The 21,343-nt window shown below is 60.8% G+C and carries 23 protein-coding genes; 4 read left to right on the plus strand and 19 right to left on the minus strand.

Going from position 1 to position 21,343, the window contains the following annotated elements:
• Positions 1–23: 23 nt before the first annotated feature.
• From B2P82_RS12295 to B2P82_RS12325, 7 genes are all read right to left on the minus strand, one after another.
• Positions 24–3,032, minus strand: coding sequence for a 2-oxoglutarate dehydrogenase E1 component (locus B2P82_RS12295; RefSeq protein WP_290497230.1), 3,009 nt, complete (start codon positions 3,030–3,032; stop codon positions 24–26).
• Positions 3,033–3,196: 164 nt separating this feature from the next.
• Positions 3,197–4,099 (minus strand): succinate--CoA ligase subunit alpha, encoded by a 903-nt coding sequence (gene sucD / locus B2P82_RS12300; protein WP_034810499.1) that lies wholly within the window; start codon positions 4,097–4,099, stop codon positions 3,197–3,199.
• Between the two features lie 6 nt (positions 4,100–4,105).
• Positions 4,106–5,302 (minus strand): ADP-forming succinate--CoA ligase subunit beta, encoded by a 1,197-nt coding sequence (sucC, locus tag B2P82_RS12305; protein ID WP_206991343.1) that lies wholly within the window; start codon positions 5,300–5,302, stop codon positions 4,106–4,108.
• A gap of 122 nt (positions 5,303–5,424) precedes the next feature.
• The gene (locus B2P82_RS12310) at positions 5,425–6,675 is read right to left on the minus strand and encodes an MFS transporter (RefSeq protein ID WP_206991344.1); all 1,251 of its coding nucleotides are present in this window, start codon (positions 6,673–6,675) and stop codon (positions 5,425–5,427) included.
• A gap of 37 nt (positions 6,676–6,712) precedes the next feature.
• Positions 6,713–7,885: an alkaline phosphatase D family protein gene (locus B2P82_RS12315; protein WP_290497234.1), complete on the minus strand. Its 1,173-nt coding sequence runs from the start codon at positions 7,883–7,885 to the stop codon at positions 6,713–6,715.
• 75 nt (positions 7,886–7,960) lie between these two features.
• Positions 7,961–8,512, minus strand: a complete 552-nt coding sequence (locus tag B2P82_RS12320; RefSeq protein WP_290497236.1) for a DUF2306 domain-containing protein — start codon at positions 8,510–8,512, stop codon at positions 7,961–7,963.
• Positions 8,513–8,535: 23 nt separating this feature from the next.
• Positions 8,536–8,958, minus strand: a complete 423-nt coding sequence (locus B2P82_RS12325) for a DUF2141 domain-containing protein (RefSeq protein WP_290497237.1) — start codon at positions 8,956–8,958, stop codon at positions 8,536–8,538.
• Positions 8,959–9,120: 162 nt separating this feature from the next.
• On the opposite strand from B2P82_RS12325, the gene B2P82_RS12330 reads away from it, so the two are divergent.
• Positions 9,121–9,861 (plus strand): LytTR family DNA-binding domain-containing protein, encoded by a 741-nt coding sequence (locus B2P82_RS12330; RefSeq protein WP_290497239.1) that lies wholly within the window; start codon positions 9,121–9,123, stop codon positions 9,859–9,861.
• On the opposite strand, the gene B2P82_RS12335 is transcribed toward B2P82_RS12330, so the two are convergent.
• The 4 genes from B2P82_RS12335 to B2P82_RS12350 form a co-directional block, all read right to left on the minus strand.
• Complete coding sequence (locus B2P82_RS12335; protein ID WP_242517395.1) at positions 9,858–10,022, minus strand: HNH endonuclease; 165 nt, start codon at positions 10,020–10,022, stop codon at positions 9,858–9,860. The genes B2P82_RS12330 and B2P82_RS12335 overlap by 4 nt on opposite strands.
• 86 nt (positions 10,023–10,108) lie before the next feature.
• Complete coding sequence (gene folD / locus B2P82_RS12340) at positions 10,109–10,996, minus strand: bifunctional methylenetetrahydrofolate dehydrogenase/methenyltetrahydrofolate cyclohydrolase FolD (RefSeq protein ID WP_206991349.1); 888 nt, start codon at positions 10,994–10,996, stop codon at positions 10,109–10,111.
• The gene (locus B2P82_RS12345; protein ID WP_290497240.1) at positions 10,977–11,273 is read right to left on the minus strand and encodes a DUF167 family protein; all 297 of its coding nucleotides are present in this window, start codon (positions 11,271–11,273) and stop codon (positions 10,977–10,979) included. Before B2P82_RS12345 ends, folD begins: the two co-directional genes overlap by 20 nt.
• A gap of 4 nt (positions 11,274–11,277) precedes the next feature.
• Positions 11,278–11,571, minus strand: a complete 294-nt coding sequence (locus tag B2P82_RS12350) for a YggT family protein (protein ID WP_034810489.1) — start codon at positions 11,569–11,571, stop codon at positions 11,278–11,280.
• A 159-nt stretch (positions 11,572–11,730) separates the two neighbouring features.
• Here B2P82_RS12350 and B2P82_RS12355 point away from each other — a divergent pair, with 159 nt between their 5' ends.
• Entirely contained in the window at positions 11,731–12,975 is a 1,245-nt protein-coding gene (locus B2P82_RS12355; protein ID WP_290497242.1) for an MFS transporter, read from the plus strand.
• On the opposite strand, the gene B2P82_RS12360 is transcribed toward B2P82_RS12355, so the two are convergent.
• The 5 genes from B2P82_RS12360 to B2P82_RS12380 all read right to left on the minus strand — a co-directional run bounded on the left by B2P82_RS12360 (position 12,962) and on the right by B2P82_RS12380 (position 15,784).
• The gene (locus B2P82_RS12360; RefSeq protein ID WP_034810488.1) at positions 12,962–13,333 is read right to left on the minus strand and encodes a VOC family protein; all 372 of its coding nucleotides are present in this window, start codon (positions 13,331–13,333) and stop codon (positions 12,962–12,964) included. The genes B2P82_RS12355 and B2P82_RS12360 overlap by 14 nt on opposite strands.
• Before the next feature lie 62 nt (positions 13,334–13,395).
• Entirely contained in the window at positions 13,396–14,166 is a 771-nt protein-coding gene (locus B2P82_RS12365) for an SDR family oxidoreductase (RefSeq protein WP_206991351.1), read from the minus strand.
• 99 nt (positions 14,167–14,265) lie between these two features.
• The gene (locus B2P82_RS12370) at positions 14,266–14,559 is read right to left on the minus strand and encodes a 4a-hydroxytetrahydrobiopterin dehydratase (RefSeq protein ID WP_290497243.1); all 294 of its coding nucleotides are present in this window, start codon (positions 14,557–14,559) and stop codon (positions 14,266–14,268) included.
• Between the two features lie 3 nt (positions 14,560–14,562).
• Positions 14,563–15,147 (minus strand): hypothetical protein, encoded by a 585-nt coding sequence (locus B2P82_RS12375; RefSeq protein WP_290497245.1) that lies wholly within the window; start codon positions 15,145–15,147, stop codon positions 14,563–14,565.
• Positions 15,134–15,784 (minus strand): HAD-IA family hydrolase, encoded by a 651-nt coding sequence (locus B2P82_RS12380; protein ID WP_290497247.1) that lies wholly within the window; start codon positions 15,782–15,784, stop codon positions 15,134–15,136. Before B2P82_RS12380 ends, B2P82_RS12375 begins: the two co-directional genes overlap by 14 nt.
• Positions 15,785–15,886: 102 nt before the next feature.
• On the opposite strand from B2P82_RS12380, the gene B2P82_RS12385 reads away from it, so the two are divergent.
• Together B2P82_RS12385 and B2P82_RS12390 are read left to right on the plus strand one after the other, a co-directional pair.
• Positions 15,887–16,804, plus strand: coding sequence for an SDR family NAD(P)-dependent oxidoreductase (locus tag B2P82_RS12385; RefSeq protein ID WP_290497249.1), 918 nt, complete (start codon positions 15,887–15,889; stop codon positions 16,802–16,804).
• A gap of 11 nt (positions 16,805–16,815) precedes the next feature.
• Complete coding sequence (locus tag B2P82_RS12390; RefSeq protein WP_290497251.1) at positions 16,816–18,396, plus strand: mechanosensitive ion channel family protein; 1,581 nt, start codon at positions 16,816–16,818, stop codon at positions 18,394–18,396.
• Between the two features lie 9 nt (positions 18,397–18,405).
• Here the strand turns inward: B2P82_RS12390 and mtgA are convergent, their stop codons facing one another.
• From mtgA to B2P82_RS12405, 3 genes are read right to left on the minus strand one after another with little or no spacing between them, the layout of a single operon-like run.
• On the minus strand, positions 18,406–19,437 hold the full coding sequence (gene mtgA, locus B2P82_RS12395) for a monofunctional biosynthetic peptidoglycan transglycosylase (RefSeq protein WP_290497253.1): 1,032 nt from the start codon (positions 19,435–19,437) through the stop codon (positions 18,406–18,408).
• A complete protein-coding gene (queG, locus tag B2P82_RS12400) occupies positions 19,437–20,549 on the minus strand; it encodes a tRNA epoxyqueuosine(34) reductase QueG (RefSeq protein WP_290497254.1) in 1,113 nt (370 codons plus the stop codon). Before queG ends, mtgA begins: the two co-directional genes overlap by 1 nt.
• A gap of 3 nt (positions 20,550–20,552) precedes the next feature.
• Positions 20,553–21,227: a glutathione S-transferase family protein gene (locus B2P82_RS12405; RefSeq protein ID WP_206991358.1), complete on the minus strand. Its 675-nt coding sequence runs from the start codon at positions 21,225–21,227 to the stop codon at positions 20,553–20,555.
• Positions 21,228–21,343 lie beyond the last annotated feature (116 nt).

A 21,343-nucleotide genomic window follows, 5' to 3' on the forward strand; every position in this document is an offset into this window, starting at 1 on the left:
AGTCCGTTTGTAATAAATCAGAATCAGGTGGCGACGATGTTGTCAGCTACAGGGTCTTTGCCAAGGGCTGTTGAGATCAAGGAATCCTGCTCAGCCTTGTGCTTGGACAGCAAACCTGTTGCCGTAGCAGCAGATGGCGGACGACCCGCATAGGACGGACGCGGAGAGGATGATCCAGCCTGGTTCGCACACCATTCCAACTCGTCCCGAATGAATGTCCAGCCACCCATGTTGCGTGGCTCTTCCTGACACCAGACAATCTCGGCCTGCGGGAAGCGCTTCAACTCATGGATCAGCGACTTGCGTGGCACCGGATAGAATTGCTCGACGCGCAGCAGATAGACATCGTCCACACCGCTTTCCTCGCGCGCTTCGAACAGATCATAATAGACCTTGCCCGAACACAGCACGACGCGGCGCACCTTGTTGTCCTTGACGAGTTTCACCTTGCCTTCACGGCCTGGCGTCTCGGCATCATCCCACAAGATGCGGTGGAAGGATGACTTCGTGCTCAGATCGTCCAGACTGGACGTTGCCAACTTGTGACGTAGAAGGGATTTCGGCGTCATGATGATTAGCGGCTTGCGGAAGTCGCGATGGATCTGGCGGCGCAGGGCGTGAAAATAGTTCGCCGGCGTCGTCAGATTGCAGACTTGCCAATTGTCTTCCGCGCACATTTGCAGGAAGCGCTCGAGCCGGGCCGAGGAATGCTCCGGACCCTGACCTTCATAGCCATGAGGCAGGAGCAGGACCAGGCCCGACATGCGGAGCCATTTGCGCTCAGCCGACGAAATGAACTGGTCGAAGAAGACCTGCGCACCGTTCGAGAAGTCCCCGAACTGGGCTTCCCACATGGTCAGCGTGTTCGGGTCGGCCAGCGAATATCCGTACTCGTATCCGACAACAGCTTCTTCCGACAGAAGCGAGTCGATCACTTCGTAATGGGCCTGCTTGTCGCTGATATTGTTCAGCGGCGTGTAGCGATCACCATTGGTCTGGTCGATGATGTGGCTGTGGCGCTGGGAGAACGTCCCGCGACCGCAATCCTGACCGGACAGACGGACCGGGAAGCCCTCATCCAGCAGGGTCGCGAAAGCCAGATGCTCCGCCGTCGCCCAATCGAGCCCCTTCCCTTTCGAGATGGCCGTCGCCCGTGCGTCAATGACGCGCGCAAGCGTGCGGTGAATGTCAACGCCCTCGGGCACTGTGGTGATGGTCTGACCAAGCGCCTGCAGGCGTTTCTTGGCCACGCCGGTCTTGCCACGGCGCTCGTCATCATCGGGCAGGCCGAGACCTTTCCACTCGCCGTCCAGCCAGTCGGCCTTCTTGGCTTCGAATGTCTTGCCGGCTTCGAATTCGCGGTCGAGATAGGCTTCGAAATCGACGACTTGCTGTTCGACCTGCTCAGCCGTCAGAATGCCTTCCTTGACGAGGCGTTCCGCATAGATCTCACGGGTCGAGGCATGACCTTTGATCTTGGTGTACATCACCGGTTGGGTGAACATGGGCTCGTCGCCCTCATTGTGCCCAAAGCGACGATAGCAGAACATGTCGATGACAACGTCCTTGCCGAATTTCTGGCGGTACTCGGTCGCGATCTTGGCCGCATAGGTAACCGCTTCCGGATCATCCCCATTGACGTGGAAGATCGGTGCCTGAACCATCAGGGCGACATCCGACGGGTACGGAGAAGACCGCGAATAGATAGGGCTTGTCGTAAAGCCGATCTGGTTGTTCACGATGAAGTGGATGGTCCCACCTGTGCGATAGCCCGACAGGCCCGACAATGCGAAACATTCCGACACGACGCCCTGCCCCGCAAAGGCGGCGTCGCCGTGCAGCAGCAATGGCAGCACAGTCGAGCGGTCCAGCGTCCCGCTCTCACGATGCAGCATTTCCTGCTTGGAGCGCGACTTGCCCAGCACAACCGGATCCACCGCTTCCAGGTGGGACGGGTTGGCGTTCATCGAGAGGTGAACTTCATTGCCGTCGAACTCGCGGTCAGACGACGCCCCGAGATGGTATTTCACATCGCCCGAGCCAAACTCGCCCGCGCCTTGCGTGTTACCGCCCTGGAATTCGTGGAAGATCTGCTCGTAGGGCTTGCCCATCACAGCGGCCAACATGTTGAGGCGACCACGGTGCGGCATGCCGACAACGATCTCGCGCACGCCAAGCGCGCCGCCGCGCTTGATGATCTGTTCCAGCGCCGGCACCGCCGCTTCACCGCCATCAAGGCCAAAGCGCTTCGTGCCTGGATACCGTTTGTGCAGGAAGCGTTCGAAGGTTTCCGCTTCGATCAGCTTGGCGAGAATCGCCTTCTTGCCCTGATCCGTGAACGCAACGCCCTTGTCCGGGCCTTCGATCCGCTCCTGAAGCCAGGCCTTCTCTTCCGGATCGGAAATATGCATGAACTCAATGCCGATGGTCGAACAATAGGTCCGCTGCAGGATGTCGAGCATCTCGCTGACCGTCGCATGGTCCAGACCAAGATAGCCATCGATGAAGATCTTGCGGCCCATGTCTTCTGCACCGAAGCCATAGCTGGCCGGGTCCAGTTCAGGCTGTTTCTCAGGCGTATCGAGCGAAAGCGGGTCCAGTTGGGCGGCCAGATGGCCGCGCATGCGGTAGGCCCGGATCATCATGATCGCGCGGATCGAATCCTTGACGTTCTGCGCGATTTCCTCGGCAGAGGCGCCCGGCTTGGCAGATTTCAGCTTTTTCTCGAGCTTTGGCTCGACCAGCGCCCAATTGCCATCGAAAGCGGCGACCTGTTCGTCGCTGACCGGACGGGGCCAGTCGCCCCGTTTCCAGCTGGCGCCCCCGGCATTGCGCGCGGCGTCGCCCGAATCATCGCCCAATTCTGCAAAGAATTCGCGCCAGCTCTCAGGAACTGACGCGGGATTCTTCGCATATGCGGCCTGCATCTGCTCCAGCCACTGGGCCGAGCCGCCATACAGGAACGCTGTTTCCAGCATGGCGCTGTTACCTGCGCCGCGCGAGCCGTCTACCGGGCTGCCATCATCTGCCATTTTCAATCCGTCCTTTGGGACCTGTTCCCTGACATTAAGAAACAAAATACTTGCCCGGTTCCTACCGGGACTGAAGTTCTCCAGGACGGCCTGTGCGGGGACAGATTCTGGCCTCGCCAGACTGGCCCGGACGGGCCGTCCTGGCTTAGATGTATATCCGGGCGCTAACCCTTCAATACGTCAACCATGGTTGTCCCGAGACGTGCAGGTGACGGGGAAACGCGAATACCCGCCTCTTCCATCGCCGCAATCTTGCTCTCGGCATCGCCTTGGCCACCTGAAACGATAGCACCGGCATGGCCCATCGTGCGCCCCTTCGGCGCAGTCCGACCCGCAATAAAGCCGACCATCGGTTTTTTCCGGCCTTTTTTGGCTTCGTCGATCAGGAATTGCGCAGCTTCCTCTTCGGCACTGCCGCCAATTTCACCGATCATGATGATCGATTGGGTCTCATCATCGGACAGGAACATGTCCAGCACGTCGATGAACTCGGTGCCTTTGACCGGGTCACCGCCGATACCGACTGCAGATGTCTGGCCGAGGCCCGCCTGAGAGGTCTGGTAAACGGCTTCATAGGTCAGCGTACCGGAGCGCGACACAACGCCAACAGTGCCCTTCTGGAAGATCTTGCCGGGCATGATGCCGATCTTGCACTGTTCCGGCGTCAACAGGCCGGGGCAGTTCGGACCGATCAGGCGTGACTTGGATTTTTCCAGTTTCGCCTTCACACGCACCATGTCGAGCACAGGAACGCCCTCGGTGATGCAGACGATCAGCGGGATTTCCGCATCGATGGCTTCTTCGATGGCGGCGGCGGCGCCGACTGGCGGCACGTAGATCACGGACGCATTGGCGCCGGTTGCCTTGGCGGCTTCACCGGCATTGGCGAAGATCGGCAGTTCGGTGCCGTTGTCAGCGGTCCATTTCTGGCCAGCCTTCTTCGGGTGCGTACCGGCAACCATTTGCGTGCCGTAATACTCCAGCGCCTGATTGGTGTGGAAAGAGCCCGTATTGCCGGTCAGGCCCTGGACGATGACTTTGGTATTCTTGTCGATGAGAATGGACATGTTTCCTTAGGCCTCTTTAACAGCGGCAACAATTTTCTGGGCGGCGTCGTCGAGGTCATCGGCGGGGATGACGTTCAGGCCGGAATTCTTGATGATTTCCTTGCCCATTTCGACGTTCGTACCTTCGAGGCGCACAACCAGCGGCACAGCGAGGTTGGTCTCCTTCACCGCGGCGATCACGCCTTCGGCGATGACGTCGCACTTCATGATGCCGCCGAAGATGTTGACCAGGATGCCCTTCACGTTCGGGTCCTTCATGATGATCTTGAAGGCCGCAGCGACCTTCTCGGCGTTTGCACCGCCGCCAACGTCACAGAAGTTGGCTGGCTCTTCACCGTACAGCTTGATGATGTCCATCGTCGCCATGGCGAGGCCCGCGCCGTTGACCATGCAACCGATCGTGCCGTCGAGGGCGATATAGGCGAGGTCCCATTCGGAGGCCTCGATCTCTTTTTCGTCTTCCTCGGTCGTGTCCCGCAGCTCGACAATGTCAGGGTGGCGGAACAGGGCGTTGCCGTCAAAGCTGACCTTGGCGTCGAGCACGCGCAGACGGCCATTTTCCATGACGATCAGCGGGTTGATCTCGAGCATCGCCATGTCCTTCTCGATGAAGGCCTTGTAGAGGATCGGGAAGAGTTTCATGCCATCTTCGCGGGCCGCACCGTCCAGCTTCAGCGCGTCGCAGAGCTGCGCCGCATCGGCTTCGGTCACACCAGCCGTCGGGTCGATTGGCAGGGTGAGGATTTTCTCAGGCGTCTCGTGCGCAACTTCCTCAATGTCCATGCCGCCTTCGGTGGAGGCAACAAAGGCCGGGCGGCCTGTGGCGCGGTCGACCAGAAGGGAGAGATAGAGTTCGCGGTCAATGTCGGCGCCGTCTTCGATGTAGAGGCGGTTGACCTGTTTGCCAGCATCGCTGGTCTGCGCTGTGACGAGGTGATTGCCCAGCATCGCCTTGGCGTGCTCCAGAACGTCTTCCTTGGAGAAGGCGAGGCGAACACCGCCCTTTTCGCCAGCTGCGGCTTCGATGAACTTGCCCTTGCCGCGTCCACCGGCATGAATTTGGGACTTCACGACCCAGAGCGGCCCCGGCAGCGTATCGACCGCCTTTTGCACATCATCGAGAGAAAGAACGGGTACGCCTTCTGCCACTGGAGCGCCGAAAGATTTCAGCACGGCCTTGGCCTGGTATTCGTGTATGTTCATGGAAACTTGCCTTGTCTGCCCTGGCTTGCGGAAAGAGCCGGCACAGGCCGGCCCGTTTGATTGTCCGCGCTATATAACAGTCTTGGCAGGCCCGTAAACCAGCTGAGTATTCAAGTCTGGACTCAGGTTTCGGCTTCCCGGTCCGGATTGCGCGGATCGAGTTCCACGCTGGCCAGAGGCGTTGGCAGGATCGGGCTCCAATCCTCTTGTTGGTGCTCTTCCGGAGCTGCCCTTGCGGAAACCCGCCAGACCATGATCAACGCCAACAGGATGAGCAACAAGCCAGACAGACCGAACAGGCCTGTCGCACCTGCACCGCGCATGGCGATACCCGACAATAGTGGCCCCACAATTGATCCACCGGCCCAAATGAAAAGCAGACCGGACATGACCTGCGGAATCTTTCCCTTGGGGGTTCGGTCAATGGCGTGGGCCACGCATAATCCGAAAAACGTCAACGCACCGGCGCCCCACACAACCAGCACCATCATCACGCCAACCTCTCCGAGGCTGCGTCCGAATATCGCGATCACCATCGCAGCCATCCCCGAAATGGCGCACAGTACCGCGATCACCAATCGGCGCTCGATTCGGTCGGACAACCGCCCTGCAGGCCATTGAATGATGAAGCCGCCCAGCCACGCAGCCGCCAGGGCGGTTGCGGCAGCCGCCGTCCCTCCTCCGCCAATGGAGAAGCTTTCAAAATAGATCGGCAGCAAAGCGAGCGTACCGGTATTGATGACGCCTGCCAGCATCACCCCGATGACAGCCGCCGGAGCCAGTTTGTACAGGCGCCCAATCGGCATTGCCTTGCGATCCGGCGCTTCCGGCTGTTCCTGCTGTGTGAGGCAGATCGGCACGAGCGCCAAGGTCAGAAACAATGCGGCCCAGCTATAGGCGCGGCTGTCGAGCGGCGACAGGCCGGCCACGAAGAACGGACCAATCATCAGCGAGAGTTTCGCGCCCATGTGATACAGGCCCATGACATTGCCGCGCGACTTGTCCGGCACGGCCTGACCCAACCAGCTCTCCACGCTCGTGAACATGTAGGCAAAACTGACACCCTGTACGATGCGTACGATGGCCCAGAAGCCGGGCTCATACCACAGGGACAAGGCAATGGACCCCGCCGAAGTGACTGCTGCGGCAGCAGCGAACAGGCGGATGTTGCCAAAGGAGGCAAGCGCTGCAGGTGCGGTCCATGCCCCCAGCATGAAGCCCGTCGCATAGAGCGCGGCGATGCCACCGATGAATTGGGGCGCCGTGCCCAGCGCTTCGAGCCCAAGCGGGGTCAACATGCTCAACAAGCCGCCCGCAATTTGCAGGATCATCACCGCCAGGATGAGGGCGAAGACATTGCGGGTATCGGTCATAATCTACAGGCGGCCTTTCCGTTGCCGCGTGGCATAGCTACCGGAATTGGGCGGTTGTTTGACGAACCGTCTCGCCTGCGGCGTTTTTTATCTCAAGATCGACAGACCCAGCGGCCCAATCGATGCCGATTGCACCATAATTGTCCTGCGAAAAGCCTTCGCCGACCTGTGCTGAGTCCATCTCGTCCGTCGTATCCTGGAACGACACATTCAGCGATGACGCCGTCAGCTCATGGGCCGGGTATGGCAGCGCCGTCTCACTGCGATAGAGGTAGGATGCGTGCCGGTCGCCTGACACGAACACCACGCCGTTCGCACCTGCCTCACTGATCAGACTGTAGAGGCGCTGCTGTTCGGCTGGCAGGCGCGACCAGCTTTCCCAGCCATGCCCATCGGTCGGCAAGACCTGGATCGACGAGACGATCAGGCGCAAATCCGCCGGCTTTTGCAGCTGGTTTTCCAGCCAGGTCCACTGGTCATTGCCCAGCATGTCCTGATTGGGATCGGAAGACTGGATGTAACGCTCCTTGCCGGTCACGCCATACTCGTCTGTCGCGGTCAGCGGCGACCGGAAGAAGCGGGTATCCAGCATAATGATCTGGGTGCGCTGGCCTTCCGGGCCAAAGCTGCGCGCATAATAGGTGCCGGGCCAGGCGCCGACATCCATATTCTCGATCCCCCAGAAGCGTTCGTGCACGCGCTCGGCAAGACGACGGAACGGAAATTCTCGGCCCGCATCATTGGCGCCATAGTCATGGTCGTCCCATGCCACCATCATCGGATGGCTTGCCCGCACGGCCTGAAAGTCGCTACGGGCGGCGAGATCGGCAAAACTCTCGCGAAGTTCGTCGAGCTCAGCCTGGTTGGTGGCATAGCTCATGCCGTCCTTGTCGCCATAGACATTGTCGCCAATCATCAGGAAAAGGTCCGCGTCTTCGGCGGCGATGCGCTGCAATGTATCGGACGGTCCGGCTTCTTCCTCATCATGACAAGAGCCAACCAGCACGCGCGACAGGACAGAGTCTTTCGAAGGCAGCGGCAATCCGGCGGGCGCGGTCGGATAAAACTCTTCCGGCAATGTGCGGTAATATGCGTCGAGCGCGTCTTCGGCACTCTGCGGCGCGCGCGTTATGCCCGGAATGGTGATCGGCCCCGGCGCCTGACACGCCGCGAGCCCTGCAACGACAATCGCACTGACAATACGTTTCATTCTACCCCTCCAAGGTACCTCTACCTGCAATAGGTGTAGCGGTCTTTGGAGGGGTCGGTAAGAGGCTTATTCCGGTCAAACGCCGAAGAAGATCGACCACATCATGCGGCCCGGCAGGAAGGTAAACAGGCCAGCAAACAACATGCCCCCTGTGAACATTCCGGTCATTTCCTTGCGGTGCTTCGCAATGTCCTTTCGCCGCGCTGCAGCGATGCCCATGGGCAGGCCGATGATTGTCCAGGCTGACAGGCCATGGATCCAGCTGAAGCTGTTGCCATTGAGGCCTGTCAGGAAGAAGGAACTGATCGCCGTGATCGCCATCGCCACAACCCAGGCATAGCCAAGCCGCTTGTGCAGCCCCCTGCCCTTCACGCCCATCATCAAAGCCGTGCCGATACCAAACGCGCTGAGCGCTCCCGCCAGGTGCATTTTTAGCACGACCGGCGACTCGGTCAGACGCGCGGCATCCAGCCTGAACCGGATCGGAGGATTGTCCGCGCTTTTCAGGATCATCCAGCTGATCACCGCATAGGCGGCAAGGCCGATCAGGATCACGGTGCGGTTGCTGGGCCGTCCCGGCGACAGGCGGGGCAGTCCGGATGGCAGGGCAAAGGCAGGGCTTTTCATGGCAGGTCTCCTTGGCGACAGGCTTAGCGCATCGTGACTGTGTGGACGGCGCCATCAGTCGGCAGGGCGAACGCGGCATCGCCGAAGCTTGGCGGGCCAAAGCGAACCGGCGCGTCATTGGAGAAACCATAGGGTTCTGTCGGAATACCGAAATTTCCACGCGCCAGTTCGCCGTCGCCATCTACGTCGTGAAACAGCTTCACACCGTATGTGCCAGGCTCCAGCCCTTCAAAGACGACGGAATCAGCGCCTTCTGAAACGTCGACAATGTCCGCTGCAACGGAGTCATTTCCGGACCAGCCGCCTTCGTTGAAGATCGCAATGTGGAGCGCCCCGGTATTCTCACCAAGATTTTCGACCTTGAGCGTCAGGTCAGCGGCAGACGCCGAAACAGGCACAATGGCGATGGCAGCCAGGATCGATACGAGTGTGCGGTTGATGTTCATTTGATGTCTCCATAGTGTGGGGCGGTCGCCCCGTGGTGGGTGATGAAGACAGAGTGTGGTGCGGGCCGGGTCAGCGCTACGGAGATTGCGCGGACGGGCTGGAATCCTTCGCCAAATACCTGCAAACCCATTCACGAAGCGCGAAATACACGGGATGACACGATGGCATCAGCCCTGAAGGATATTGGAAAAACACTCGGCATCGTCACCCTGCTGGCGGCTGGCTTCACATGGTTCGGAGTCTATGGCGCCGGCGGCTCTCTCAAACTCCGATTCCTGATGTGGTTCGTCACAATGCTGGTCGGGTCGGTCGCATCCTATTGGGTCGTACCCTTTGTCTTCCACACGCACATGAAGACGTCCCACCCGGCCCTGAGAATTGTGGCCGCGGCCGTCCTGCTTGCAATTCCGGTCACGATCTCACTCTGTATTTTCCTGGCCTTTCTGGGCGCGTCGATTTCCCTGGTGCACATCCCCATCCAGTTTGCCTATGTGCTGGCGATCTCGCTCGTCATCACGACGGGCGGATTCCTCATTGATCGGGCCCGTCAACTGGCCGAGCTGGAAGACGCCGAACCGGAAGACCGGGTCGCGGGCTTCCTGTCGCGCCTGCCAGTGCGATATCGGGGGGCAGATCTTTGGGCCATCTCCTCGGAAGATCACTATCTGCGCGTTCATACAGACCGGGGAGAAGAACTGATCCTGATGCGGCTGGCCGATGCGATGCGAGAACTGGGCGAAGACAATGGCCTGCAGACTCATCGCTCATGGTGGGTCTCGCACAATGGCGTCGCCGATACGCGGCGCACCAATGGCAAACTGGTTCTCATCCTGAAATCCGGTCAGGAAGCACCGGTTTCGCGTACCTACCAGCCGAATGTCCGGGCTGCAGGCCTCGCCTAGCCCTTTCCGGTGCCTCGGCGTTTGTTGCAAATGGCATGGGCAAGACGGAGATTGCTGATCTCGTCCGACCCCTCATGCGCGCGCGGTATGATATGGTCGAATGTCGGCCGCCATTTCTTCCAGAGCGTGGAATGCGCCACATCGGCCCGGCTGGGGGGCATGGGCTTTCCACACAGGGCGCAGAGGCCATCCTGATCTTCCCAAAGTTGCCGGAATCGCGGCGTGTCCGGCGGGGAAAAGGACTGGCTCACAGACCGTCTGGAACAGGCCAGCCACGCCGGGCGCAGGCGGCCAGCACCGTGTTGCGCAACAGGCAGGCAATGGTCATGGGCCCGACCCCGCCCGGCACGGGCGTGATGTGACCCGCAACTTCCGCGCTGGCGGCATAGTCGGCATCGCCCACCAGACGCGTCTTCCCCTCGCCCTTTTCGGGCGCGTCGATCCGGTTGATCCCGACATCGATAATGGTCGCGCCCGGCTTCACCCAATCGGCCTTGACCATTTGCGGACGTCCGACGGCAGGCACGAGAATGTCGGCCTCGCGGCACATGGCCGGCAGGTCCTTTGTGCGGCTGTGCGCGATGGTGACCGTGCAGTTCTCAGCCAGGAACAATAGCGCGGCCGGCTTGCCGACGAGAATAGAGCGACCAATCACGACGACATGTTTGCCGGAGAGGTCACTGCCCAGCGCGCGCTTGGCCAGGATCACACAGCCGGTCGGTGTGCACGGGCGCAGGCCCGGCTTGCCGAGCGTCAGGCGACCGGCAGACACTTCGGTCAGTCCGTCGACATCCTTGTCGGGGTCGATCTTCTCGATCGCCGCATCAGCATCGAGACCCTTGGGCAGCGGCAACTGCAGCAGGATGCCATCGACGCTTTGATCGGCATTCAGGGTTGCAATCAGGGTCTCGACATCGGCCTGGCTGGCCGTATCCGGCAGGCGGTGGTGCACGGAGACCATGCCAACTTCTTCGGTCTGGCGCACTTTGTTGCGCACATAGACCTGGCTCGCAGGGTCTTCCCCCACAAGGACCACAGCCAGTGAAGGCTGTCCGGGCAATTGGCTGACCGCCTTTGCCACGTCTGCGCGGACATCTGCCGCAACCGATTTTCCGTCAATTACCTGCGCGCTCATTGCCCTGATCCCCGGCCAGTTTCGCCGCCAGATCGGGCGGCCCGTCAATGTCGAGGCCTTTTAACCGGTTCTTTGGGCCCGTCACCACCCTGACCGCAGACTTTGGCACGCCCAGCCATTTCGCGATCAGTTTTTCAACGGCTGCATTCGCCTTGCCACTCTCCGGCACGGCGCGCACACGAACCTTCAAATAGGTCCGGCCCGCAGCGTCTGTTTCCCATGTTTCGACCCGGTCGGCCGAGGCGTTCGGCTGAACGCGAACGATCAGCCTGTGCATGCGATCAGAACGGGACGATGCCGTAGCCGTAGCGCGCGATCACACGCTCGAGGAAGAAAATGATCAGCAGAACCACCATAGGCGTCAGGTCCAGCCCACCCATGGGCGGCAGGATGTTGCGGATCGGGCGGTAAACCGGCTCGGTAATACGCTGCAATCCACCCCAGACACTGCGTACGGTGGGGTTCTGGAGGCTCAGCACATTGAAACCGACCAGCCAGGACAAGACAGCCTGAATGATGATGATGAATGTGGCGATCCGCAGAACGACCATGATGAGATCAAGAATGGCGGCCATGGGGCAACGCTCCGATTTTTCTGTTGTTGCCTTCACTTAGGGTGATGCCCCTAGCTTGTGCAAGGCGTTCTCTCTAGCTTTGCCAGTTGGGAACACATTCCGTTTGGCAAGGCGGGCAAACACAAACAATTATAACAATTGCCGAGGGAGCCCGCTTGCATGACAGATCCGGACAGGCCGCTGCTACCGCTCACCGGGGTCCAGAAAGCGATGATCGGCATTGCCATGGTGGCCATGGGCGCGGGCATGAGCATCAACTTCGTGGTCGTTGCCCCCCTCGCCCGCAAGGCGGGCCTGACCGAAATTCAGGTCGCGGGTATCCTGACCCTGTCTGCGGCCGTCTATGCGCTGCTCATTCCAACCTGGGGCCGGCTGGCTGACCGGTTCGGCCGCAAACGCGTCATGGTTTTCTCGCTGGCGGCCATGGGCCTGACCAACATGATCTTCGTGTTCGCCCTGAGCGCCGCGCTGGCAGGAATCCTGACCGGGCTGACCGCCTTTTTCACACTTGTCTTCGTGCGCCTCTGGTTCGGCCTGTTGTCGCCCGGTCTGCAACCAGCCGCCATGGCCGCGATGACGGATGCCACCACGCCGCTCGACCGGGCCGGCGGGCTCGGCATGCTTGGCGCCTGTATGAGCATCGGATCCATCCTCGGCCCGGCAGGTGCCACCGCGCTCGCCCCGTTTGGGGCGCTGATGCCGATCTGGGGGACTATCGCCTTCAATCTGATCGTAGCGCTTGTTCTGGCAGTGCTTCTGCCCCCGACCAGGCCGCGCCCGAAATCGGCCAAACGCCCCACCCCACTCGCGGTGCGCGACCCGCGCGTCTTCCCGCACCTGCTTTTCCTGTTCACCTATTTCATCGGAATCGGAATCGTACAGCAGACGATCAGCTGGTTCATCGAAGATCGCTACCAGTTTGTGGACACAGCCAGCCGCTCTGCTGGCGAAGCCGTCGTGCTTCATTCAGGGATTGCCTTCGCCTGCATCGCTGCGGGCATGATCATGGTGCAGTTCGGCTTTGTTCAGCCGCGCAAACCCGATCCGCGACGCATCCTGCCCATCGGCCTCGCCATTGTGGCCATGGGCTATGTTTCAGCCGACCTCTTCTTCCCGTTCTGGTCACTCGCACTCAGCTTCTTTGCTGTTGGGTGTGGCGCGGCGCTGGCCGTGCCCGCCGCAAATGCGCTGGGCAGCCTTTCGGTCTCTCGCGAGGAGCAAGGCTCAGCGGCAGCGCTGCTCGCGGCAGCGCCCCCGGCCGGCTTCATCTTCGGCCCCCTTATCGGGGCTATGCTGTACTCATTCATGCCGGAACTCCCGCTCTACGTATCGGCAGGCCTGGTCGGCACACTCGCCGTCTATGCCGTGATCGTGACGTCGAAACGCCCGCTTACACCATCGTGAAAGCATTGAGCTTATTGCCATCCGGATCCCGGAAGTAAGCGGCATAGAACCCTTCATCGCCACGCGGTCCGGGTGCGCCTTCATCACTGCCGCCATTTGCCAGCGCGATCTCATACAGCTTGTGCACCTGGTCCTTGTCCCTGGCCTGCAGCGCCACCATCGTGCCATTGCCGACAGTGGCAGGCTGTTTGTCGAATGGCAGGGTCGCCGCCACGCCTGCTGCACCGCCGGGCGTGCCCCAGGCGATGAATGTGTCGAAATCCATCATCCGCCCAGTGCCCATCTCGGCCGCAATGGCATCATAGAATTTCGCAGCGCGCTGCAGGTCTGACGTCCCGACTGTTACATACCCGATCATAAGTCCCTCCCATCAATTGGACAGAACGGAACATAACAGGAACAGTCGGGAGCGACAAGCCTTTACATGGCCGAGATGCCACCATCCACTTTCAGCTCGATTCCGGTGACGAGCTTCGACTCATCCGATGCGAGATAGAGCACCGCATAGGCGATATCGTCCGGCTCACCGACCTTGCCGAGCGGGATCTGGCGACCGAGCTTGGCGAGCGCTTCTTCCTCGCCGAACATTTCCTTCGTCCGATCCAGGATCGGCGTATTGATGAAGACCGGATGCACCGAGTTACAGCGAATCTGGCCGCCCTTGGCGCAATGCAACGCGATGGATTTCGAGATATGCCGCACGGCCGCCTTGGCGGTGTTGTAGGACACGTAGTTCGCACTCGCGATGATACCGGCAATGGACGAGATGTTGATGATCGAACCAAGCCCGTGCGCGCGCATCAGCGGAATGGCGTACTTGCAGCCGAGAAAAATGGAATCGACATCGACGGTCTGCACCTTCTTGAACATGTCGTAGTTTTCGTCTTCGACCGAGCCGAGCGAACCGATGCCGGCATTGTTGACCAGCACGTTCAGGCCGCCCATCGCATCATGCGCCGCTTGCAGCACTTCCTGCCATTGCGCCTCATTGGTCACGTCATGCTGCCAGGCAAAGGCCGTGCCCGCGCCATGTTCGTCATTGATCGAGGCGGCGACAGCTTCGGCCCCTGCCCCGTTCACATCGGTGACGGTTACCTTGGCGCCTTCGCGAGCCATCATACGCGCCGTTGCCTCGCCCAGCCCCTGCGCACCGCCGGTGATAAATGCCTTCTTGCCCTGTACGCGACCCATGTCTGTCTCCTCCACTGTTTCAGGTTTTCCTACCCGTAACAGTGCACTCGAAACCGGGCCAGCTTGACCTTGGGAGAGGCGACAGTTCTGCCGCGAGGATCAGGAAAGTTTCGCAGCCAGTTCATCCATGAACCGGGCCAGTTCAACGTCCTTTTCAGACACACCGTCCACATCATGCGTCGTCAGCGTAACCTCGACCTTGTTGTAGACATTGAACCATTCAGGATGATGGTCCAACTGCTCGGCTTTCAGTGCGACAGCCGACATGAAGCTCCAGGCCGTCTTGAAATCGGCCAGCTTGAACGTCTTCTCGATCGTGTCACGGTCACCGGCACCTTTTGCCCAGCCGCCCAGTTTTGAGAGCGCTGCATCTGCGCCAATCCTGTCTGTCATGGCTCAGTCCTCTGCATCCTGACCGAGCACATAATAGACCCATCGGCCATTGCCCGCGATGGCGGTGCGCATGCCAGGATAGCCTTCGCCCTGCCGTATCCGTTCAATTCCCTCTTCGCCAATCAGTTCCATGAGGCGTCGCCGGTCCTGGAAGGACAGTTTTTCCGGGATCAGGTCCTCAGCGTCACGCGCGGCAAGGTCTGGCCAGACATACCAGACTTCGCCATCAATCTCGCGCATGCCGGGAGGCAGTTCGAACAACTTGCGCAAGCTGCGGTTCGGATCGGCGCCAATCCGGCGCATCAAATCCCAATACTGCCGGTGCGGCGTACCGCCCAGATTGGAGACAAAGCCGTCATTCGCATTGGCCACTCGCGACAAACGGCTGAGCGATCCGGCTTTCGCATGCGACAATAACTGGTCCCGCATTGCCTCTGCTTCTTCAGTCAGCACGACCGGCTCAGGCACCTGTGGCGGCTGCATCAGGGATTCATCCGGCACCAATGGCCGTTCCGGCTCGGCCGCAGGCGAGCACGCCGCCAGCAGCATGGCCGCCAGCGCGCCGATGAGGGCGTTAGCCCAGTGCATACCCGGTCGCCGCCTGAAGGTCTGACAACAATTGGTCTTCATTGAGTACCTTGATCGTTGTCATGCCCATATCACGGGCCGGTTTCAGATTGTGCCCGAGGTCATCCAGATAGACACAGCTTGCCGGATCAACATCGAGCGTCTCGCACATCAGAGCATAGATGCGCGGATCGGGCTTGCGAATGCCGAGCTTTGAACTCTCGATCACATGGTCGAACATGTCGAAGACCTTGGCCACCTCACGCGCTTTTGCCTCGTCATTGGTCATCGAGGCGCCTTTGCCGACCGGCGCATTGTTGGTGATGCAGCCAACCTTGCCCTTGGTCTTGCAGACGCTCAGCGCCTTGACCACGCGTGGCCGCAGCGAGCCGGACAACAGCGCCAGCACTTCACCCCCGGGCACCTCATGCCCCATCGCCTTTGATTCCTCTCGGAACATGCCGTCGAACTCTGCCGCCGTGACGAGGCTCTGCTCAAGCTTGGCCCAGGCATTGTCCAGCGGATTGGTGGCATTGACCGTGCGGATGAAATCCTTTGGCAGGCCATGCTCGGCCTCGTAGCGGGTGAAGGCGTCGAAGGGAGAGGTCGTGAATACGCCCCCGAAATCCCAGATTACAGCTTGGAATGTCTTTGTCATGCCAGCACCTCTACCCGCACCAGCGACGATTTCAAACCTTGAACATTACGGGCCGAGTTCTAGTGTGGCCGCGACTGCAACATATAAAGGGAGTTTCGTCTGATGGGCGTTCTGGAAGGCAAAGTGGTCCTCGTGACCGGCGGTGGTAATGGCATCGGCAAGGAGACCGCCCTGCTCGCGGCGCGCGAAGGCGCAAAAGTGGTCGTCAACGATCTGGGCGGCAGCCTGACCGGCGCCGATGAAGGCAGTGCAGGCCCGGCCGAAACCGTGGCTCAGGAAATCCGCAAGGCGGGCGGCGAGGCTGTCTCGAACTCGGAAAGCGTGACCGACATGAAAGCGGTCCAAGGCATGATCGAACAGGCCAAGGACGAGTTCGGCGCCCTGCACTCGATCGTCAACCCGGCCGGCATCCTGCGCGACGGCATGTTCCACAAGATGAGCGAAGATGATTGGGACAGCGTCATCGACGTGCACCTGCGGGGCAGCTTCAACGTCACCCGCGCGGCCATCGAACTGTTCCGCGAAAAGGAAGACGGCAATTTCGTCCTCTTCACCTCCACATCCGGCCTGATCGGCAATATCGGCCAGGCGAACTATGCCGCCGCCAAGATGGGCATTGTCGGCCTGTCGCGCATCGTCGCCATGGAAGGCGCGCGCAAGAATGTCCGCTCCAATGTCATCGCGCCATTTGCCTGGACGCGCATGATCGCCTCCATCCCGGTCAAGGACGAAGCCGGCGCAGAGCGTGTCGAGCGGATGCGCCAGGGCATGCGGGCCGACCAGGTTGCCCAACTGGCTGTGGCCCTTTGCGCCGACAAGGCCAATGACGTGTCCGGACAGATTTTTGCCGTGCGCGGCAATGAAGTCGTGCTGTTCGACCAGCCGCGTCCGGTCAAGTCGCTGGCGCGTATGGAGGGCTGGACGCCGGAAAGCCTGCTCGAACAGGCCATGCCCGCCATGAAAGCCAACTTCTTCGACATGGGCGCCTCGGCCAGTGTCTTCCCCTACGACCCAGTCTAGGCGGGTAGCGCTTGGCGGAAGATGGCGTCACCTACCAGAAATGCATCACCGGCGGTGATGGGGAAACCTATTGCCGTCCGGTGGATGCGACGGAAGCGACCGGACAAGCCACTCCGCCATCGGAGGATATCCTCCCGCCGGTAGAAGACGTCATTAATCCGCTACTCAAATGGATAGAGCCTGCTCGACCCTTTCTCGACGACCCAGCCGGCTGGCTTCAGACAAAGGCGCAACAGCCTGAATTTCTCTATCCCATCCTGATCCAGCTCGGCTGTATCATCCTGGCGCTCGCGCTGGGCGCCCTGCTCACCCCACCCTTCAAGCGCCTGATCACGGTCACGCTGCGACGCTTTGTCGAGCCGCCCCGCCGCGAAGGACTGGACGTCTTGCACAAGGCGGTTCGTCCGGCGCTCTGGTCCATCCTTCTGGCGCTTGCGGTCTCATTGCTCAGTTCCATTGACCACTCGCTGATCCTGGTTCGGACAGCCTTGTCACTCGCGATTGCCTGGCTTGCCATCCGCGTGACCATGACCTTTCTGCCGGAAGAATTGCGCGGTCTTGCATCATTCCTGACATGGACGTTCGCGATATTCTTCGCCCTTGGCGTTTTGCCGGATGTCATGAACTGGCTTTCGAGTATTGGTCCATCCTTCGGGAATCGGCGGATCAGCCCAGTCTTCATCTTCCAGGCCATCCTGACCGCCGCTGTCTTGCTGTTCATTGCAAACCGCGCCGCGAAATCCATGAAGCGGCGGGTCAACCATATTCCCAAAGTCGAGCCCTCGATCCGTATCCTGATCGGCAATGCGATCCAGATCGTATTCATCGTCGCCGCCGCCCTGCTCACCCTGGCCGGGCTGGGCATTCCGCTCGGCGCGCTAACGGTCATCTCCGGTGCCATCGGCCTTGGCTTTGCCTTTGGTATGCAGAAAGTTGTCTCGAACTTTGTCTCCGGCATCGTCCTGCTCTCGGAGCGCTCGATCAAGCCGCAGGACGTGATCGAGGTCGGCGAGACGTTCGGCGTCGTGGAATCCCTCGGCCTGCGCTACACGTCGATCACGACGCAGGAAGGCAAGGAATTCCTGATCCCGAACGAAAAGCTGATGACCGATACGGTGATCAATTGGAGCTTTTCCAACAAGCGCGTGCGCATCCACAAAGAGTTGCGCATCGACTATACGTCCGACCTGGAAGAGGCGATTGCCATCGTCATCGCCGCCGCCAAGGCGACCGAGCGCGTGATCAGCTGGCCGCAACCCGTCTGCCTGGTCAAAGACTTCACCGATGAGTGCATTGTTCTGGAGATGCGCTTCTGGATCATCGACCCGGAAAATGGCACGGCCAATGTCGGCTCCAACATCCTGCGCGAAGTCTGGAAACGCTTCACCGAGAATGGCATGTCCGTGCCGCTGCGCCGCAAGGAGCTGTTCATCGAACCGGACTCCGCGCTCAAGGTCGAGATATCCCACCCGAAGCGTACACCTGATCCGGCCCCCGCACCGGAACCGGAACCGGAACCGGAGGAAAATGAGCCGGAACCGGACAGTGCGAAACAGGATGAAACAAAAGCGCGACCGCCGGAAGCCGATTAAGACGGCGCGCTACTCGGGGGAGTCCTCACTGGCCGGGTCTTCAACCGGCTCCAGAGACCGCGGACGCAGATCGGTCGGCCCGCCATCCTGCGCTTCCGACTGGCTCGCTGCGGCTTCGGGCTCCAACGGCTCAGGTTCTTCCTCGATGGGTTCAGGAGATTGCCCGGCCTCGCCAAACCGTTCCTGCGCGCCTTCCAGAAACGCATCGAACTCGTCATCTTCTGGCGCGGCCTGCACCTCTTCAGGCGTGATCGCTTCAGGCCCGGTTTCCGGCTCAGGCGGCAGGTCCGGCAATGGCTCCGGCTGCGGGGCCGGCTGGCCCTGTTGTGGCTGCGGGCGTGCCGGAGGCGGCGTATCGCCCAGCACACAGGCCGCCAAGCCCTGGCTATGCACCACTCGCATGCGCGCCTGCAGCGTGCCGGCGCGTGTGTTGACATAGGGCCCCGGCGGATCGACGCGCCATTTGTTCGGGCTCGGCAGAACGGCGGCCAGCAGTGCGGCCTCGCGCTCCGTCAGGTCGGCGGCGGACTTGCCGAACCGCGCCTGCGCGGCGGCCTCTGCGCCGAACAGGCCATCGCCCCATTCGGCGACATTCAGATAGGCTTCCATGACCCGGGCCTTGCCCCAGAACTTGTCGATGAACACTCCCATCCACATGTCGCCCAGCTTGCGCGGCACGCCGCCCCCATTCCAGAGGAAGACATTCTTGGCGGTCTGCTGTGTGATTGTGGAAGCTCCACGCGTGCCCTTGCCCTGACGACGTTCGTCCAGCGCCTTTTCAATCGCGGCACGGTCAATTCCATTATGCTCGCAGAAGCGGGAATCCTCCGCCGCGATGACCGCGCGCACAAGGTGAGTCGAAATCTCGGACAAGGGCACCGCGTCGCGCCGTACCGTCTCGCCACCTGCCGCGCGCTGCACCATCAGCACCGTGCCCGGAATGGGCAGCCAGACCAGCGCCAGCGCATAGAGGTGAAACGCCACAAACAGGCCCGCCAGAATGCGCATCGCCCATGTCAGAAAGGTCCAGAAACCGCTCATCACTCTGTCATCCATTCCGCCAGAACGCCCGGATCCGTTTCCGGCTCCATCCGGACGGCCTTTTCCGTCGCAAATCGGGCACGATCAAGGCGGGCGAGCGCCCAGATAGCAGACCCACGTACCACCGGCGCCGGATCATCCAGCAGCGGCAGCAGGCTGGCGACCAGCGCCCCCTCCCCTGAATTGCCGATGGCGATACAGACATTGCGCACGAACCGGTCCCGCCCGATCCGCTTGATGGGCGAACCGGAGAACACTTCTCGAAATGTGGCATCGTTCAGCGCGGCAAGTTCATCCAGCCCCGGCGCCTTGAGTTCAGGCCGCGCATGGAAGGCGATCTCGCTGGCGGCTTCGGCAAACTTGTTCCACGGACAGATGGCAAGGCAATCATCACACCCATAGATGCGGTTGGCCATCGCCGCGCGAAACTCTGCCGGGATCGGCCCCGAATGCTCGATGGTAAGATAGGAAATGCAGCGCCGCGCATCGAGTTGATAGGGCGCGGGAAACGCATTGGTCGGGCAGATGTCCTGACAGGCGCGGCACGAACCGCAATGATCCGCCTCCGGTTGATCAGGTTCCAGTTCCGCGGCGGTCAGCATCACACCCAGGAAAAACCAAGACCCCAGTTCGCGGCTGACCAGATTGGTGTGCTTGCCCTGCCAGCCGAGCCCGGCCTTTTCGGCCAGCGGCTTTTCCATCAGAGGCGCGGTATCGACAAAGACTTTCACCTCAGCGCCGGTCTGGGCCACGAACTCCCGGGCGAGCTGTTTCAACCGCTTCTTCAACGTGTCGTGATAGTCTCTCCCCCGTGCGTAGACGGAGATGTTACCAAGCGCCTTCTGTTCCAGAGTGTGGAGCGGATCATGGTCCGGGCCGTAATTGAGCGCGACGACGACGGCAGATTTGGCATCCGGCCACATCGCAGTCGGCGCCTTGCGCCGCTCCAGCGTCGTCTCCATCCAGTCCATGCTGCCATGATGGCCAGCTTCTACGAATGCTTCCAGCCGGTCGCCTGCGTCCCACGCCTCATCCGCCCGCGCTATCGCCACGTCATCAAAGCCAAGCGACCGGGCGAGGTGCTTGACGCGGATGTGGAGGTGATCAGGCAAGGTCTAGAAATCCAAATCGGTATAGTGCGCTACGGGCCGCACCGCCTGCAACCGGTCGGCCAGCAAGGGCCTGAAGCTCGGACGCGACTTGATCCGGGCATACCAGTCTTTCAGCTCCGGCACAGCATTCCATTCGACATCGCCGAAATAGTCATAGGCAGACAAGTGCGCCGCTGCAGCCAGATCGGCCAGGGTGAGCTCCCGGCAGGCAAGATAGCCATTCAGCTCCAGCAGGCCATTCAGGAAGGTCAGACGTCCGCGCAGCGCATGCGCCCCCCGGCGCAAACGCGCTGAATCCGGGTGCCGATCGCGGCGCACCCATTGCATTACGCGTTCGGTCAATAGCGTGTCGGTAACCTCTTCACACGCAGCTTCAATCCAGGCCCACAGGCGTCGGACTTCAGCGCGCGCCGCCGGATCTGATGGCAACAGGCCCCGTCCGCTGGAGGTCTCTTCAAGATACTCGCATATGGCGCGCGTGCCGCAGGCAAACATGCGCGGCTCGCTGTCGATCTCAACCAAAGCGGGCGCAACAGCCCCATGTGCGAGGCGGGGCACGTCCGGATGAGCTGACCAGGGCGGCGATTCCAACGCCTCGAATCCCTCGTCTTTCTCGCCCAAGGCGAGGCGGACCAGCCGTCCGGCCGGATCAAGAGGCCAATGGTAGAGCCGTTTCATGGGTTCAACTTCTCATGGCATCACTGAAAGGGGTGTTAAATTCAGCTGCATCTGATCGCTTTTGCTGGGCCGTATCCTATGTTTTTTGGCTTCAAACTGTTTCCACCGTTACAGGA

It is taken from the genome of Hyphomonas sp. UBA4494, assembly GCF_002388935.1.
GTDB lineage: Bacteria > Pseudomonadota > Alphaproteobacteria > Caulobacterales > Hyphomonadaceae > Hyphomonas.